Source organism: Chelativorans xinjiangensis (assembly GCF_009812055.1).
GTDB classification, from domain to species: domain Bacteria; phylum Pseudomonadota; class Alphaproteobacteria; order Rhizobiales; family Rhizobiaceae; genus Chelativorans; species Chelativorans xinjiangense.
In genome coordinates this window covers 26,264-43,037 of record NZ_WQNH01000034.1, presented here as the reverse complement: position 1 = coordinate 43,037, position 16,774 = coordinate 26,264, and the positions used below count along the sequence as shown (strand labels likewise).

Here is a 16,774-nt window from a genome sequence, read left to right as displayed (position 1 = left end):
TCCCGCTCAATGGACGGCTTCCCGCTTTTGCGGGAGGGCGTCGGCCCATTCCGCCATCACGTCGTCGTCGGTCTCGTCCGCCCTTTCTTGCCGCGCCAGCGCCGCGAAGGCTTGCGGGTCCATGAGCCGCGCGAGCGCCCAGACGGCCATCCCGCGCACCAGCGGCGAATCGTCGCGAAGCAACCGCTCGCACGCGGGCACGAGCCCCGCATCGCCGGAATTGCCGGCGGCGATCAGCACGTTGCGGATGAAGCGGTCACGGCCGATACGCTTGATCGGCGAGCCGGAGAAGAAGGCGCGGAAGGCGGCATCGTCGAGTTCCAGCAGGTCCTCGAGCCGCGGCGCTTTTAGGTCCTCGCGCGCCTTCAGCTTGGCCTCGAAGGCGGTACGCGCGAACTTGTTCCACGGGCAGACGGCCAGGCAGTCGTCGCAGCCATAGATGCGGTTGCCCATCTTTTCGCGGAACTCGGGCGGGATCGGGCCCTTGTGCTCGATGGTGAGGTAGGAGATGCAGCGCCGCGCGTCGAGCTGATAGGGCGCGGGGAAGGCGTCCGTCGGGCAGATGTCGAGGCAGGCGCGGCACGAGCCGCAATGGTCTCTCTCCGGCGCGTCGGGCGGGATCTCGGCCGTCGTGAAGATGGAGCCGAGAAAGAGCCAGGAGCCGAGCTCGCGGCTCACCAGGTTGGTGTGCTTGCCCTGCCAGCCGAGCCCCGCCGCCTCCGCAAGCGGCTTTTCCATCACCGGCGCCGTGTCGACGAACACCTTCACATCCGCGTGGCATCTGGCGGCGAGCTTGCCGGCGATCTCTTTCAGCCGTCCCTTGACGACGTCGTGATAGTCGCGGTTCTGCGCGTAGACGGAGATCGCCGCCCTGTCCTTGCGTTCCAGAAGCGGCAGGGGGTCTTCCTCCGGGCCGTAGTTCATGCCCAGCATGATGACAGAGCGCACCTGCGGCCACAGTGTCCGCGGGCGGGCGCGGCGCATGGCCGTCTCCTCCATCCATGCCATCGAACCGTGGCGGCCCTCGCGCAGGAAATGCGACAGCCGCATGGAAGCCATGGGCGCGGCGTCGGGCGCCGTCACCGCCACCGCGTCGAAGCCTGCCGCACGCGCCTCCTTCTCGATGAACGCGCGCAGCCGCTCCGGATGGGCTTGCGCCGCGCGCATCAGAAATCCAGGTCCGCGTAGTGGGAGGCGGGTGAAAGCCCGCGCACGCGGTCACTCAGGAGGGAACGGAAGGAGGGGCGCGACTTCATGCGGCTGTACCAGTCGCGCGCCGCCGGATACTCGCGCCACTCGATCTCGCCGAGATAATCGAGGGTCGAGAGCGCCGCGGCCGCCGCCACGTCCGCATAGGAAAGGCGCGGGCCGGCCAGCCAGTCGCGCGTGGCGGCCAGCCAGTTGGTGTATTTCAGGTGCTGGCGCACGTTTGCCCGCGCCGCGCGTATGGCTGCGGAATCGGGCGCCCCGCCACCCTCGCCGCCCATCAGCGGCTTCAGCGCCCGCTCACGCACCAGATGCCGCGTCACGTCGCCTTCGGTCTTGACCAGATACCAGTCGACGAGGCGGCGGATTTCCGCCCGGGCGATGGAATCCTCGGCCATCAGCCGCTTCTCGCGCTTAAAGGCGCCGCGCGTCTCGTCGAGGTACTCGCCGATCACCGTCGCGCCGACGATGACATGGTCGCCTTCCGCCAGGAGCACGGGGATTGTGCCGGCCGGATTGAGCGACAAAAACTCCTTGCGTCGCGCCCAGGGGCGCTCCTCGATCAGGGCGAGCTCCTCGCCGTATTCGCCGAAAGCCAAGCGGACGAATCGGCAGGAGGCGTAGAGCGGATGGTGAAACAGGGTCAGCATGGCTGCACGTGATACATGAATGCTCTGGTCATTTCGTGGCCGCGACGGTATTCCTCAGGCGGTCTGATTCCCGAGTTCTCCGCCGAGCTATACGGGCAGACGCCGGGCCTGACAAGCAAACCCAGCCAAGGAGAAAGCGTGCCGGACCAGACCATTGCGGAAGCCCTCCTGCTCGGCGTTCTGGAGGGGTTGACCGAGTTCATTCCCGTCTCCTCCACGGGGCATATTCTGTTGGCAGGCCATTTCCTCGGCTTCAAGTCGACCGGCAAGGCCTTCGAGATCCTCATCCAGCTCGGCGCCATTCTGGCGATCTTGAGCGTTTATGCCGCGCGCTTGTGGAAAATGGCCGTCGATTTGCCGCACGACCCGGCAACCCGGCGCTTCGTGATCGGAATTCTCGTCGCCTTCCTGCCGGCCGCCGTCATCGGCGTGCTCGCCTACACCGTCATCAAGACCGTGCTCTTCGAGACGCCAAGGCTGATCTGCATCATGCTTATCCTGGGCGGCATCGTGCTTCTTTGGGTCGACCGCTGGGTCAAGGCGCCGCTCTACGACGACATCACCCGCTTTCCGCTGCCCATGTATTTCAAGATAGGCCTGTTCCAGTGCCTGTCCATGATCCCCGGCACCTCGCGCTCCGGCGCGACGATCGTCGGTGGGCTCATCCTGGGCGCCGACAAGCGCGCGGCGGCGGAATTTTCCTTCTTCCTCGCCATGCCCACCATGGCTGGCGCCTTCGCCTACGATCTCTACAAAAACTACAGCGTCCTCACCGCCGCCGACGTGGAGATCATCGCCGTCGGCTTCATAGCCGCCTTCATCGCCGGCGTGATCGTGGTGCGCTCGTTGCTCGGCTTTGTCTCCCGGCGCGGCTATGCGCTGTTCGGCTGGTGGCGGATTCTCGTCGGGGTTCTGGGGCTTACGGCGCTTTTCCTGCTGGGATAAGGCGTTCTTTTTCCTTTCAGGTATGGTGTCTTGCGGGGCGGCTTCAAATGTGATTTTTTCACTCCACAATTAGTGAGGTGGGGTAAGGCTTGTCCTCCGCACCCATAAACCTGCTTTGGAGGATTTTTAATGAAGCTGACGATTGCTTTCGCCACGGCCGGCATGGCCGTTTCCGCTGCCCATGCCGCCGAGCCCTCGGCCGTTCTGAATACCTATGCCGACATTGCGCTCGCCGGCTACGAGGACAGCCTGGAGACGGCGCGCGCCCTGCAAGGCGCGGTGGATGCGCTGATTGCCGATCCTTCCGAGGAGACGCTGACCGCCGCCCGCGAGGCCTGGCTGGCTTCCCGCGCACCCTACCAGCAGACAGAGGCTTACCGCTTCGGCAACGCCATCGTCGACGAGTGGGAAGGCCGGGTGAACGCCTGGCCGCTGGATGAGGGGCTGATCGACTACGTCGACGCCAGCTACGGCACCGAGTCCGATGAAAACAGCTTCTACACGGTCAACGTCATTGCCAACGACGAGGTGAGCGCTGCCGGCGAGACCGTCGATGCTTCGCAGATCACGCCCGACCTCATCCAGTCCCTGCACGAGTTGGGCGGCATCGAGGCCAATGTCGCCACCGGCTACCACGCCATCGAGTTCCTCTTGTGGGGGCAGGACCTGAACGGAACAGGACCCGGTGCCGGCAACCGCCCCTATACGGATTTCGACACTGAGGACTGCACCGGCGACAACTGCGAGCGTCGCGCGCAATATCTCAAGGCGGCGGCGGACCTGCTGGTTGCCGACCTGGAAGAGATGGTGGTCAACTGGAAGGAAGGCGGCGAGGGGCGCACGGCACTCAGCGAAGGCGAGCCGGAGACCGGGCTGACGGCCATGCTGACCGGCCTCGGCTCACTCTCCTACGGTGAGCTTGCTGGCGAGCGCATGAAGCTCGGGCTGCTCCTGAACGATCCGGAGGAGGAGCACGACTGCTTCTCCGACAACACCCACAACAGCCACTATTATGACGTTCTCGGTATCAACAACGTCTATTTCGGCCGCTATGAGCGGACCGGCGGCGGGACAGTGGAGGGGCCTAGCCTGGCCGAACTGGTGCGCGAGGCGGATCCGGCCCTTGCCGACGAGATGGAAGCCAAGCTCGCCGCCACGCTTCAAGCCGCCGAAGCACTTAAAGACCGTGCCGAGACGGTCGAGGCCTACGACCAGATGATCGGCGAGGGCAACGCGGACGGCAACGCCGCCGTGCAGGCGCTTATCGACGGCCTCGTTGACCAGACCCGCTCCATCGAGCGCGTCATCGCGGCGCTTGACCTTTCCGGCGTGACGATCGAAGGCTCCGACAGCCTGGACGATCCCAACGCGGTCTTCCAGTAAGATTGGCGGGCCGTCGCGCCAGGTGCGGCGGCCTTTTCTATAGCAATTCCAGGAAAAGTGGAAACCGGTTTTCCGTCCGGAATTGCGACAAAACAAGGAGTTAGACCAATTCATCGATTCGATGAATTGGTCTAACGTGCTGGTGTGATGCGTTTATCTCTTCGCTTTTATTCGACCCTGGCGGCGGCGGGCTTGCTCGCCGCCTTTGCCGTTCAGGCACGTGCGCCCGCGCCGCGGGACGATCTGAGCGAGGCCGACCGGGCGCGGGTCGAAAAGGTCGTTCGCCAGGCGACGGCATTCGACAAGGCCGAGCCCTTCGAGCGCATGCCGGCTGGGGCGGCGACCTCCACGAAACGCATCAACGCCGACGTTTTCTCCCACCCCTCGGCCAATCTGGAGTTCGAGGGGGAGCAGCGGTTCCTGCTCGGCAACGGGCTGTTCCGCAAGGAATGGGTGTCGTCGCCGTCCTCCACCCAGGCCTCCGACGGCCTCGGCCCGCTGTTCAACGCCCGGGCCTGCCAGTCCTGCCACATCAAGGACGGGCGCGGCCACCCGCCCGCGCATGCCGAGGATTCCGCCGTCTCGCTGCTGGTGCGCCTTTCCGTGCCGCCCGGCGAGGAGCAGGAAGAGGCCGTGCGCGCCGGCTATCTTTCCAGCGCCCCCGAACCCGTCTATGGCGGGCAGCTACAGGACTTCGCCGTGGCGGGCCTGCCCGCCGAAGGCCGCGTGCGCATCGACTACGAGGAAATCCCCGTCAGGCTCAACGGCGGGGAGACGGTGAGGCTGCGCAAGCCGACGATTGCCGTCGACAACCCCGGCTACGGACCGCTTCATCCGGACGCCATGCTGTCGGCGCGCGTCGCCCCGCCGATGATCGGTCTCGGCCTCCTGGAGGCGATCGACGAGGGCGACATCCTCGCTCGTGAGGACCCCGAGGATGTGGACGGTGACGGCATCTCCGGCCGCGCCCGCCAGGTGCGCGACGAGACGGGCGAATGGCGCCTTGGCCGCTTTGGCTGGAAGGGCAACGCGGCAAGTGTGAAGCAGCAGACGGCGGATGCATTCTCTGGCGACATGGGCCTTTCCACGCCGCTGGTGCCGGACCATTGGGGCGAGTGCACGGCGGCGCAAAAGCCCTGCCGCAAACTGCCTCACGGCGCCCAGCCGCACCTCGGCGCCGAGGAGGTGCCGGCGGAGCTTCTGGAACTCGTGGCCTTCTATTCGCAAAACCTCGCCGTCCCCGCCCGCCGGGGCGTGGAGGACAGCCAGGTTCTTGCCGGGAAAAGGGTGTTCTACGAGACGGGCTGCGCCGACTGCCATACGCCGAAATACGTTACGCGGCGCGATGCGGCGGTGCCGGCGCTCGCCTTCCAGCTCATCTGGCCCTATACCGACCTTCTCCTGCACGACATGGGCGAGGGCCTCGCCGACAACCGGCCGGAAGGCACGGCCACCGGCCACGAGTGGCGCACGCCGGCTCTTTGGGGCATCGGCCTTGCCAAGACCGTCAGCGGCGAGGCAGGGTTCCTGCACGACGGCCGCGCCCGCACGCTGCTGGAAGCCGTGTTGTGGCACGGTGGCGAGGCGGAGGCGGCACGCCGGAAGGTGGTGGAGATGGAAAAATCCGACCGCGACAACCTCATCCGCTTCCTGGAGTCGCTGTGATGCTGAGGAACGCGCTTCTTTGCCTCGTCCTTGCCTGCGCCCTGCCGGCGCATGCGCAGGATGCGGCGGAAACCGTTCCGCCCGACATCGGCCAGCGCGTGGCAGAGCGCTACGTCGCACCGAGTCTCGCCGCTTTTTCCGGTGTAACCGGGCGTCTCGACGGCAAGATGGGAGAGCTTTGCGCGGCGCCCGGCGACGATACCCTGGCAGAAGCGCGCGCCACCTTTGCCGATACGGTGCGGGCCTGGGGGCCGGTCTCCATCCTGCGCTTCGGGCCTCTGGTCGAAGAGAACCGTTTCGAGCACCTGTTCTTCTGGCCCGACATGCGCGGCGTCACTCTGCGCCAGGTGCAGGGCGTGCTTGCGAACGAGGATGAGAGTGCCGCGGCCCCTGCGGGCCTGAAGGAGAAGAGCGTGGCCCTGCAGGGCCTGCCGGCGCTCGAGTTCGTGCTTTTCGGCTCCGGTGCAGAAGAGCTTGCGGGCGCCGACGGCGCCTTCCGTTGCCGCTACGGCACGGCCATCGCCACAAACCTGGCGGCGCGCGCCAAGGCGCTCGCGCAAGCTTGGGCGCCGGACGCGCCCTTCCATTCCCAGTTCACGCGGCCTTCCGCCGACAGCGCGCTCTACCGCTCGCCGGGCGAGGTGGCCGGTGAGATCGTCAAGGCGCTGACGACGGGGCTGCAGTTCACCCGCAATGCCGAGCTTCTGCCCGCTCTCGGCGCGAATCCCGACAAAGCCAACGGCAAACGCGCGCCGTTCTGGCGCTCCAACCTGACCTTCGACCTTGTCGGCACACAGATCGAAGGCATGATGGGGCTGGTCGACGCGGCGGACTTCAAGACGCACCTCGACGCGGCGGACGGCGCCATCGTCGATTCCGTGCTTTTTGACATGGAGCACGCCCTCGGGACGTTGGAAGAGGTGGGGGCGCCGGCGGAAACGGCCTTCACCGATGCGGAGGACCGTGGCCGTATCTCCTATGCCGGCGTCGCGCTGGAGGGCGCCGACCACACGATAAGCGAGCAGCTTTCGGCTGCCATAGGCCTGACGATGGGTTTCAATGCGCTCGACGGCGATTGACCGCAGGACGTTTCTTATACTTGCCGGCGGAGCCGCGCTCGCGCTCGCCTGGGCGGACGCCGCCGAGGAGGCGCTCTTCCTCGGCGCCAGGCTCAACAGCGGCCGCTTCGAGGCCGCCGTCATCGACGAGAAGGGCCGCGATCGGCTGGTGCTGCCGCTCGAGGCGCGTGGCCACTCCTTCGCCATCGATCCGCCGCGCCGCCGCGCCGTGGCCTTTGCCCGCTCGCCCGGCCGCTTCGCCGTCGCTTTCGACGTGGCCGGCAGGAAGGAGCCGGTAGCAATCGCCGCCGCGGCCGACCGCCACTTCCACGGCCACGGCGTCTTCACCCGCGACGGCAGGCTGATGCTCGCAACCGAGAACGATTTCGAAGCGGGGCGCGGCGTCGTCGGCATCTACGATGCGACGGACGGCTTCCGCCGCGTCGGCGAGTTTCCGAGCGACGGCATCGGCCCGCACGAGGCCATGCTTCTGCGCGACGGCCGCACCATCTGCGTGGCCAATGGCGGCATTCTCACCCATCCGGACTACGGCCGCGCCAAGCTCAACCTCGCCACCATGGCGCCCAGCCTCGCCTATATCGACGCCGCCTCCGGCGCGGTGGTGGAGAAGGCGGCGCTGGCGCCGGAGCTTAACCGGCTCTCGATCCGTCACATGGCGCTGGACGCGGCCGGCCACGTCTGGTTCGGCTGCCAGTACGAAGGCGCGGCCGCGGAGCGCCCGCCGCTGGTGGGCCGCCACAGGCGCGGCCGCGAGATCGAGCTCTTTCCCGGCCCCCGGGAGGTTCTGCACGCCATGCAGAACTATGTCGGCTCCCTCGCAGTGGACGCCTCCGGCACGGTGCTCGCCACCTCCAGCCCGCGCGGCGGCCTCATCGCCTTCTGGGATACCGAAACCGGACGGTGCCTCGGCCGCCAGACGCTGGCCGACGGCTGCGGCGTCGCCCCTTCCGCGCAAGGAAGGGTGCTTGCCACCAGCGGACGCGGCGCGGTGGTGAGCGCGGGGCCGGAGACGCAAAGGGTCCTCGCCGACGCGAGGGCCGGGGCGCCGGCGTGGGACAATCATCTGCGTCGGATGTGAGGGTTTGGCGGATACGGCGGATGGATGTTGGCGCGGCGCACCGGCCATCTTGAATTTCAATTTACAGCTATAGTGCTACCACCAACCGGCGATACCCCGTCGGCATCCCATAAAGCGGCTCGATCCGCCGTATCGCCTCGCCGAGCGGCTCGCGCGATACCGTCATCGTATGGCCGTTGGCGTGGATGACATGTTCGCCGTCGGTCATGATCGCCACGTGCCCGCGCCAGAAGACGAGGTCGCCGCGTTTCAACCCGTTCTCCGGATCGAGCGCGGCGCCGATCCCCTCCGCCTGCATGTCCGTGTCGCGCGGCACGTTTCGTCCCGCCATCAGCATGGGAAGCTGCACTAGCCCCGAGCAATCGATGCCGAAACCGCTCGTCCCGCCCCACAGATAGGGCGTATGCAGGAATTGTTCCGCTACCGAAACGAAATCATCGGCATGCCGGCCGATGGGGCATAGGTGCCGGGCGATCATCGCCTCGCCCGAGGTGAGCAGCGCGTAACGGGTGCCGCGTTTCTCCGCCTCGCCGGCAACTGCAAGCCGCGCGCCCATGCTGTGGACGGTCGTCATCGGCGCCTTCAGCTCCGGCTCGGGATAGACGAAGCTGCGCGGCACGCAGACCAAGTGGGTGGGTGCGGCGAGCGGCCGGCCGACCGCCGCCTCGTCCACATAGCCCACATAGCCGTCGCGCGCCGCCTGCACCCAGGCCCAGCCGTCCTTCCGCTCGAACACCTGGATCGTCTCGCCGTGAAGAAGCTGCGTGTCGATCCTGGCGCCCGCGTCCGGCGCCGAGTGAAGATCCGCCACGGGCGCGGCGATCACGGCCGGCTCTCCGGCGACGAAGCGTTCCGCCTCCACGCGCCCCATCAGCCGCTTGTCGGCAAGGTCGGGCCGGAAGGCATTGAGGCGGCGGTCGAGGGCGCTCATAGGGGAAGCTCCGCCGCGTTGGCGACCACCACGTCACCGATACGCTCGACGAACAGCGCGCCTTCCACCGTGCGCCGGATGAGAACGTTGCGCCGGTCGCGCTCGTCGCGGTGGCGCGCGAGAAGCTTCATCGCGCCCATCGTGTCGAGCGCCCGCGTGATCACTGGTTTCGTCACCTTCAGCTTCTCCGCCAGCCCGCGCACCGTGTGCGGGGGCGGATCGAGATAAACGGTGAGCAGGATCGCCATCTGCCGCTCCGTCAGGTCCGGCATGTCATCGCGCACCTCGGCAAGGCATACCTGCTGCCAAAGCCTGAGCGCCTGAAGGGACCGCAACGCGACCATCGAACCCTCTGCAATCGTTTCGGTTCCGTATCATTACGCCGATTGCCGGTGTTCGCAAAGGGGGTCAGGCGCCGTAGCGCTCCTTCAGCACGCGTTCGATGGCGCGGATTCCCTGCGCCTCGCCGCCCACCGGGGAGACAGGCTTCTCGTTCGGGTTCCAGCCGTAGATATCGAAATGCGCCCAGGCGGAAGCCTTCTCGACGAAGCGCTCGAGGAACAGTGCAGCGGTGATCGAACCGGCAAAGCCGTCGGACGTCACGTTGTTCGTGTCGGCCACCTTGGAGCGCAGCTTGTCCTTGTAGGGCTGCCACAGCGGCATACGCCAAAGGGGATCGGCGACCGTCTCCGCTGCCTCGGAGAGCCCGGCCGCCAGCGCCTCGTCATGGGTGTAGAACGGCGGCAGGTCGGGGCCGAGGGCGACGCGCGCGGCCCCCGTCAGCGTCGCCATGTCGATCATGAGTTCCGGCGCCTCTTCGTCGGCCAAGGCGAGCGCATCGGCCAGCACCAGCCGGCCCTCGGCGTCGGTGTTGCCGACTTCCACCGTCACACCCTTGCGGCTCGTCAGGATGTCGCCGGGGCGGAAGGCGTTGCCGGCAATGGCGTTCTCCACCGCCGGGATCAGAACGCGCAAGCGCACCGGCAGCTTCGCCGCCATGATCATGGAGGCAAGGCCCAGCACATTGGCCGCGCCGCCCATATCCTTCTTCATCAGCAGCATGCCGCTGGCCGACTTGATGTCGAGCCCGCCGGTATCGAAGCACACGCCCTTGCCGACCAGCGTCACCTTGGGCGCCGTCTCGGCCCCCCATCTGAGGTCGATGAGGCGCGGCGCTTGCGCGCCGGCGCGGCCGACGGCGTGGATCATCGGCAGGTTCTGCGCAAGAAGCGCCTCGCCCGCGGTTACCCGTACCTCCGCCCCATGCTTTTCCGCCAGCCCGCGCGCGGCCTCTTCCAGCGCTTCCGGTCCCATATCGTTCGCCGGCGTGTTGATGAGGTCGCGGGCAAGGAAGGTGCCTTCGGCCTGTCGTTCGACGGCGGCGAGGTCGGCCCCTTCCGGCACGGCGAAGCTGATCTGCGGCGTCGGCTTCTTGCCGTAGCGGGTGAAGGTATAGCTGCCGAGCTTGAGCGCGAGGGCAGCCAAGTTCGGGTCGTTCGGCGGTGCGGCGAAGTGCCAGGCGCCTTGCGGCAGGGCGCGCGCCAGCTTGCCGAGGCCGAAGGGGGCCTTGCCGACGCCGAAGAAGGCTCCGCCAAGCGCCCCGTCGTCCCCCGGAATGGTGAGCAAAGCCCCCTCCGCGCCATGAAAGCCGTTCGCTCGCGCCCAGGCGCAGGCCCTCGCATCGGCCCCCGTCTCCTCCAGCGCATCTCCGGATGCCAGATAGACGGGAAGGGAGGCGGTGTCCTTGCGAGCGGTCAGGGTGAGCGGCATGGCGGTTCTTTCCTCGGGGATTAACGCTCCGTTAGGGTTAACAGAATACTTCTCGAGGAGGGAAGCCCGCAAAAGGCTGTCCGGTAAATTGGCGTAGGGGGCGCGCATGTTCACCCATAGCTCGGGTCGCGGAAGATCGTGCAGCGGCAGGCTCGCCGCTACCGCGGCGACGCTGCTTCTGGCGGCCGCCGTTGCCGGCTGCGCCGGCCAGAACCGCAAGGTCGGCGGCATGACCACCGGCTCGATCGCCGGCGGCGACCGGTCCGTCGTGGCCTCGATGTCTGGCCCCGAGCTAGAAAACGCCGCCGCCAGCCTCGGCAAGGCCTACACCCAAAACCCCAAGGACAAGCCGGTGGCGCTGCGCTACGCCAGCATCCTGCAGATGAGCGGGCGCACCGATCAGTCGCTCGCCGTCATGCGCAAGCTGGCGATCGACCATCCGAAGGACCGCGAGGTGCTGGCCGCCTACGGCAAGGCCCTTGCTGCCGCCGGCGAACTGGAGCCGGCGCTGGACGCAGTGCGCCGCGCGCAGACGCCGGAATATCCCGATTGGCGCCTGCTGTCGGCCGAAGGGGCGATCCTCGATCAGCTCGGCGAGCCCGACCAGGCTCGCGCGCTCTATCGCCGTGCCCTCGATATCAAGCCCGACGAGCCCTCCGTTCTTTCCAATCTCGGCATGTCCTACCTGCTCGCTGGCGACCTGAAGACAGCCGAGGCGCACATGCGCCAAGCCGCCGCCGCGCCCGGCGCCGACAGCCGCGTGCGCCAGAACCTCGCCCTCGTCGTCGGCCTGCAGGGCCGCTTCGCCGAAGCCGAAAAGATCGCCCGCCAGGAGCTCTTGCCCCAGCAGGCCGAAGCCAACGTAGGCTACCTGCGCGCGATGCTCGCCCAGAGCGACAGCTGGACGCAGATTGCCAGGGAGGACGGCGGCAACTGAGGCGCGGCCTGCGAACCGGCGGAATGCGCCGTATCAGTCCGGCGCTCGTTTATACCAACGGCCTGAATATTTGACTGTCGGCAACGCGTTGATGTTTCGGCATGGATCCTCGGGTCAAGCCTGAGGATCCATGCCGAAACGGGGCCCCACTTCCAAATCGGTCAATGCAAGGGGCCGTTCGCGAAGCACCAGCGGCTGTGGAAATGCCGTCATGGCACGCCCAAGCCTTTGAACCGCCCCGTGGAGGCTGCTATTTCTTGGGTTCCATGACCTTTCATGCCGACCTGCACGTCCATTCGAAATATTCCCGCGCCACCAGCCGGGACCTCGATCTCGAGCATCTTGCCTGGTGGGCGGCGCGCAAGGGGATTGGCGTGGTCGGCACCGGGGACTGCGTGCATCCGGCCTGGCTTGCCGAGATCAAGGACAAGCTCGTGCCCGACGGCGGCGGTCTTTTCCGCCTGAAGCCCGAGATCGAGGCGGAGATCGAGAAGACCCTGCCGCCCGCCTGCCGGCGGCCCGTGCGCTTCATGCTGTCGACGGAGATCTCGACCATCTACAAGAAGGGCGAGAAGACACGGAAGATCCATCATCTGATCTACGCGGCCGACCTTGCGGCCGCCGACCGGCTGGCCGCACAGCTCGGGCGGATCGGCAATATCGCTTCCGACGGACGGCCGATCCTGGGGCTCGATTCGCGCGACCTTCTGGAGATCGCGCTGGAATCGGGGCCGGATTCCTATCTTGTGCCGGCGCATATCTGGACGCCGTGGTTCGCCGCTCTCGGCTCCCAATCCGGTTTCGATTCCATTGAGGAATGCTACGGCGATCTCACCCACCACATCTTCGCGGTAGAGACGGGGCTTTCCTCCGACCCGGCGATGAACTGGCGCGTCTCCTTCCTCGACCGCTACCGGCTGACGTCGAATTCCGACGCGCATTCGCCGGGCAAGCTCGGCCGCGAGGCGACGCGCTTTTCCTGCGAGCCGGACTATTTTGCGATCCGCCGCGCACTGGAGACAGGCGAGGGATACGAAGGCACGGTGGAGTTCTTCCCGGAAGAAGGGAAATACCACATGGACGGGCACCGCGCCTGCGGGGTACGGCTCGAGCCGAAGGAGACGCTGGCGCTCGACGGGCGCTGTCCGGTCTGCGGTAACCGAGTGACAGTGGGCGTGGCGCATCGCGTTGAGCTGTTGGCCGACCGCAGCGAGGCCGAGGCCGTCCCGCCACTGACGGCGGGAGAGGTGGCGAGCCTCGTGCCTTTGCCGGAGATGCTCTCGGAAATCCTCGGCAGCGGTGTTGCCTCGAAGGCCGTCGGCCACGCCTACGACCGCGCGACGGCGGCACTGGGGCCCGAGCTTTCCGTGCTTGCCGAGGTGCCGGTGGAGGATATCGGGCGCGCCGATTCCCTGCTCGGCGAGGCGGTGGCGCGGCTGCGCGCCGGCGCGGTGATCCGGCAGGCGGGCTATGACGGCGAATACGGCGTGATCCGGCTGTTCGAGGAGGGCGAGCTCGACCGCTTCACCAAGGGCGACCTTCTCTTCGACGTGCCGGTGCGCCGCCGCAAACGGGCAGTAAGGCCGCAGGCGGACCAATCGGCGCCGGCAGAGGCGCCGTCACAGCCCGCGCCGTCGACGCCGGCACCTTCAGGCCGCGAGGGAGTGCTGGCGGCGCTTGACGCCGACCAGGCCCAGGCCGCCGCGATGATCGAAGGGCCGCTGACGGTCGTCGCCGGCCCCGGCTCGGGCAAGACGCGCATGCTGACCCGCCGCATCGCACATCTGGTGGTGGAGTGCGGCGTGCCGGCCGCCTCCTGCCTTGCCGCCACCTTCACGCGCAAGGCGACGGAGGAGCTCAGGGCGCGCCTTGCCGTTCTGCTGCCGGGGGCGGCGAAGGACGTGGCGGTGCACAGCTTCCATTCGCTGGGCCTTGCCATCCTGCGCGCCCATGGCGGGGAACTCGGCCTGGCGCTGAACTTCCGTATTGCCGGCGAAAAGGAGCGGACGGCGGCACTCGCCGCCGCGCTGAATGTCAGCGAAAGGCGGGCCGTGCGGTTCGTCAAGGCCGTTTCCGTGATGAAGCGGACGGGTGTGGCGGGTGAGGGCGAGGAAGCCGAGGCGCGCGCCACGCTCGACCGGCTGGGACGGGAGGGAAACTGGGTCGATTTCGACGATCTGGTGGCGTTGGCCGTGGGTCTTTTGGAAGGGAACGCGGAGATCGCCACTCGCTGGCGGGAGCGCTTCACCCATATCGTGGCCGACGAGTTCCAGGACGTTGACGAGCGGCAATACCGCCTGTTGCAGCTTCTCGCCGGCGCGAGCGGCAATCTCTGCGTGATCGGCGATCCCAACCAGGCGATCTACGGCTTCCGCGGGGCCGACGCCACCTGCTTCACGCGCTTCGCACGCGATTTCCCCTCGGCCCGCACCGCGCGGCTCAAGCACAACTACCGCTCCACCGGCACCATCGTCACCGCTAGCGCCCAGCTTATGGGCGCGGCGCCGGACGGCATGACCCGGCCGATGGAGACGCCCATTGTCGTGCACACGGCGGCGAACGGGGAGGCGGAGGCGGCCTTCGTCGCCGCAGCAATAGAGGAGCTTCTGGGCGGGCACGACATGCTTGCCGCGCACGGGGGCAAGCCGGGTCGGCGGGGCTGCGCGCCGCTCGGCTTTGCCGATTTCGCGGTGCTCTACCGCACCGACACCCAGTCGGCGGCCTTGAGAGAAGCGTTCGACCGGACCGGCATCCCGTTCAAGAAAAGCTCACCCGCCCCGATCGCCGGGCACGCGGGCGTTGCGGCGATCCTGCGCGCACTGGAGGGCAAGGCGCACATCGATATGGACCTGCCGACGCGCCTTGCGGCAGCAGCCGAAGCGGCGAGGCAGGAGGAGGAAGCAGATGCCGCGGCGCTCGCCGAGGCAAGGGGGTGGCTCACGGCACTCGCCGCTTCCGAGGCGGTGGGCGGCGATGCGGCGCTCCTTGGCGAGCAGGTGGCGCTCTCCACCGAGGCCGACTTCCGCGACCCGCGCGCCGACCGGGTCTTGCTCGTCACCATGCATGCGGCCAAGGGGCTGGAGTTTCCGGTGGTGTTCGTCGTCGGGATGGAGGACGGGCTGGTGCCTTTTTCCTGGGGACCGAGCGCGGAACAGGATGAGAAGGCACGGGCCGAGGAAAGACGCTTGTTCTACGTCGCCATGACGCGGGCCATGGACAGGCTGTTCCTCACCCGCGCGACTGAGCGGTTCTGGCGCGGCGCGGTCCGCGCGCTGCCGCCTTCGCCCTTCCTGGGCGATATCGCCGATAAGCTGACGGCGAGCCATGCGGCCACGAAGCAGAAGTCGCGGGCGCGGCAGCTCAGCCTGTTCTGAAGCTCAGTGCCCCAAAAGCGGGATGAATTTAGCTCGGATCGCCCTAACCGCCGTCATCCCGGCCGAACGAAGTGAGGGCCGGGACCCATTCCGTGACATCGACGTCCCGGACAGCCTCCGCTTCGCTGCAGCTTCCGGGATGACGCACGTCGGTTGACCCTGTTTAACTTATCCCGCCCTAGAAAAGCCGCCAGGCGATGGCGAGCAGCGTCAGGGCGATGACCCACAGCGCAAGGCGGCCGGAGCGGGTGTGGCGGGCTTCGGCGCGGCCGATGGCCTCGGAGGTTTCCGCGTCGAAGCGCAGGCCGTGTTCGGCCATGGCTTCGATCTCACGCGACAGGCGCTCGGTGCGAGCGGCCAGTTCCGGCGCCTGGCGGGCCAGCGCCGTGAGCGCAGTGAGGCCGTCGCGGGCGTCGGTGATGAGGCCGCGCGGCCCCAGATTGGCGGCGATCCAGCTGGATACCACGGGCTCCGAGGCCTTCCACATGTTGAAATGCGGGTCGAGCGTGCGCGCCACGCCCTCCACCACCACCATCGTCTTCTGCAAAAGCAGGAGCTCCGGCCTGGTCTGCATGTCGAAGAGCTCTGTCACCTCGAACAAGAGGGTGAGCAGGCGGGCCATGGAGATGGTCTCGGCCGGCTGCCCATGGATCGGCTCGCCGATGGCGCGCAGCGCCTGGGCGAAGGCGGAGATGTTGTGGTGGGCGGGCACATAGCCGGCTTCGAAATGCACCTCCGCCACGCGGCGGAAGTCGCGCGTGATGAAGCCGTAGAGGATCTCGGCCAGGAAGCGGCGCTCCTTGCGGCGGATGCGGCCCATGATGCCGAAATCGACAGCGACGATGGTGCCGTCCGCCTCCACAAAAAGGTTTCCTGGGTGCATGTCGGCATGGAAGAAACCGTCGCGCAGGGTATGCCGCAGGAAGGACTGGATGAGGGTGACGGCGATCCCCTCGAGGTCGTGCCCGGCGGCGCGCAGCGCCTCGATGTTGGACATCTTGATGCCGTCGATCCATTCCAGCGTCAGCACGTCACGGCCCGTGCGCCGCCAGTCGACCCACGGCACCCGGAAGCCAGGGTCGCCCTTCGAGTTTTCGTGCAGCTCGGAGATGGCGGCGGCTTCCAGCCTGAGGTCCATCTCGATCTTGGTGGTCTGGGCGAGCGTCTCCGTCACCTCCACCGGGCGCAGGCGGCGGGCGGCGGCGATGTAGCGCTCCTGCAGGCGGGCGGCCAGGAAGTAGCTTTCCAGGTCGTTGAAAAACCGGCGGCGCACGCCGGGCCGGATGATCTTGACGGCGACCGGCTGCATTTCGCCTTCGCGCATGATCTTTGCCCGATGCACCTGGGCGATGGAAGCGGCCGCCACCGGAATGCCGAAGTCCGTGTAGAGCGCCTCCACGGAGGCGCCGAGCGAGGCCTCGACGGCGGCGCGCGCCTGCGCTTCGGGGAAGGTCTCCATGCGGTCCTGGAGGCTTGCCAGGTCGAAGGCCATGTCGTGACCGACCACGTCGGGCCTGGTGGCGAGGAACTGCCCGAGCTTCACATAGGAGGGGCCGAGGCGGTCGACGGCGATCGCCAGGCGCTCGGGCCGGTCGCGCGTGCCCGCGCGGCGGCGCGAGACCAGCTTCGCCACGCGCCAGCCAAGGCGCGGCATGCCTTCGAGCTGATCGCCGGGAAGGGCGGCCACCACGCCCTCGCGCAAGAGAATCCAGCCCGCGCGGACGAGGCGAAGGTATGCACCAAGCGTGCTCATGGG

13 protein-coding genes are annotated in these 16,774 nt (G+C 67.6%); 7 read left to right on the top strand and 6 right to left on the bottom strand.

Annotated features, from left to right (window positions below):
• Positions 1 to 6: 6 nt before the first annotated feature.
• Both queG and GM910_RS18630 read right to left on the bottom strand, forming a co-directional pair.
• Entirely contained in the window at positions 7 to 1,167 is a 1,161-nt protein-coding gene (gene queG / locus GM910_RS18635; RefSeq protein WP_159589959.1) for a tRNA epoxyqueuosine(34) reductase QueG, read from the bottom strand.
• Positions 1,167 to 1,856, bottom strand: a complete 690-nt coding sequence (locus tag GM910_RS18630; RefSeq protein WP_159589957.1) for a glutathione S-transferase family protein — start codon at positions 1,854 to 1,856, stop codon at positions 1,167 to 1,169. Before GM910_RS18630 ends, queG begins: the two co-directional genes overlap by 1 nt.
• 138 nt (positions 1,857 to 1,994) lie before the next feature.
• Between GM910_RS18630 and GM910_RS18625 the strand changes: the two genes are divergently transcribed.
• The 5 genes from GM910_RS18625 (at position 1,995) to GM910_RS18605 (ending at position 8,006) form a co-directional block, all read left to right on the top strand.
• On the top strand, positions 1,995 to 2,801 hold the full coding sequence (locus GM910_RS18625; RefSeq protein WP_159589955.1) for an undecaprenyl-diphosphate phosphatase: 807 nt from the start codon (positions 1,995 to 1,997) through the stop codon (positions 2,799 to 2,801).
• A gap of 129 nt (positions 2,802 to 2,930) precedes the next feature.
• Complete coding sequence (locus tag GM910_RS18620; protein WP_159589953.1) at positions 2,931 to 4,184, top strand: imelysin family protein; 1,254 nt, start codon at positions 2,931 to 2,933, stop codon at positions 4,182 to 4,184.
• Between the two features lie 147 nt (positions 4,185 to 4,331).
• Positions 4,332 to 5,849 carry a di-heme oxidoreductase family protein gene (locus GM910_RS18615; protein WP_159589951.1) on the top strand — a complete coding sequence of 506 codons (1,518 nt, stop codon included), beginning with the start codon at positions 4,332 to 4,334 and terminating at the stop codon, positions 5,847 to 5,849.
• On the top strand, positions 5,849 to 6,928 hold the full coding sequence (locus tag GM910_RS18610) for an imelysin family protein (protein ID WP_159589949.1): 1,080 nt from the start codon (positions 5,849 to 5,851) through the stop codon (positions 6,926 to 6,928). The genes GM910_RS18615 and GM910_RS18610 overlap by 1 nt, the downstream gene beginning before the upstream one ends.
• Positions 6,909 to 8,006 carry a DUF1513 domain-containing protein gene (locus GM910_RS18605; RefSeq protein WP_159589947.1) on the top strand — a complete coding sequence of 366 codons (1,098 nt, stop codon included), beginning with the start codon at positions 6,909 to 6,911 and terminating at the stop codon, positions 8,004 to 8,006. The genes GM910_RS18610 and GM910_RS18605 overlap by 20 nt, the downstream gene beginning before the upstream one ends.
• 67 nt (positions 8,007 to 8,073) lie before the next feature.
• On the opposite strand, the gene GM910_RS18600 is transcribed toward GM910_RS18605, so the two are convergent.
• The 3 genes from GM910_RS18600 to GM910_RS18590 all read right to left on the bottom strand — a co-directional run bounded on the left by GM910_RS18600 (position 8,074) and on the right by GM910_RS18590 (position 10,707).
• Positions 8,074 to 8,937, bottom strand: a complete 864-nt coding sequence (locus GM910_RS18600) for a C40 family peptidase (RefSeq protein ID WP_159589945.1) — start codon at positions 8,935 to 8,937, stop codon at positions 8,074 to 8,076.
• Positions 8,934 to 9,281, bottom strand: coding sequence for a MarR family transcriptional regulator (locus tag GM910_RS18595; RefSeq protein WP_159589943.1), 348 nt, complete (start codon positions 9,279 to 9,281; stop codon positions 8,934 to 8,936). The genes GM910_RS18600 and GM910_RS18595 overlap by 4 nt, the downstream gene beginning before the upstream one ends.
• Positions 9,282 to 9,345: 64 nt before the next feature.
• On the bottom strand, positions 9,346 to 10,707 hold the full coding sequence (locus tag GM910_RS18590; RefSeq protein WP_159589941.1) for a leucyl aminopeptidase family protein: 1,362 nt from the start codon (positions 10,705 to 10,707) through the stop codon (positions 9,346 to 9,348).
• Positions 10,708 to 10,813: 106 nt separating this feature from the next.
• Here GM910_RS18590 and GM910_RS18585 point away from each other — a divergent pair, with 106 nt between their 5' ends.
• Positions 10,814 to 11,644 carry a tetratricopeptide repeat protein gene (locus GM910_RS18585; RefSeq protein ID WP_159589939.1) on the top strand — a complete coding sequence of 277 codons (831 nt, stop codon included), beginning with the start codon at positions 10,814 to 10,816 and terminating at the stop codon, positions 11,642 to 11,644.
• A 266-nt stretch (positions 11,645 to 11,910) separates the two neighbouring features.
• Positions 11,911 to 15,018: a UvrD-helicase domain-containing protein gene (locus GM910_RS18580; protein WP_159589976.1), complete on the top strand. Its 3,108-nt coding sequence runs from the start codon at positions 11,911 to 11,913 to the stop codon at positions 15,016 to 15,018.
• 178 nt (positions 15,019 to 15,196) lie between these two features.
• Here GM910_RS18580 and ubiB read toward each other — a convergent pair whose 3' ends face one another.
• Positions 15,197 to 16,771 carry a 2-polyprenylphenol 6-hydroxylase gene (gene ubiB, locus GM910_RS18575; RefSeq protein ID WP_159589937.1) on the bottom strand — a complete coding sequence of 525 codons (1,575 nt, stop codon included), beginning with the start codon at positions 16,769 to 16,771 and terminating at the stop codon, positions 15,197 to 15,199.
• Positions 16,772 to 16,774 lie beyond the last annotated feature (3 nt).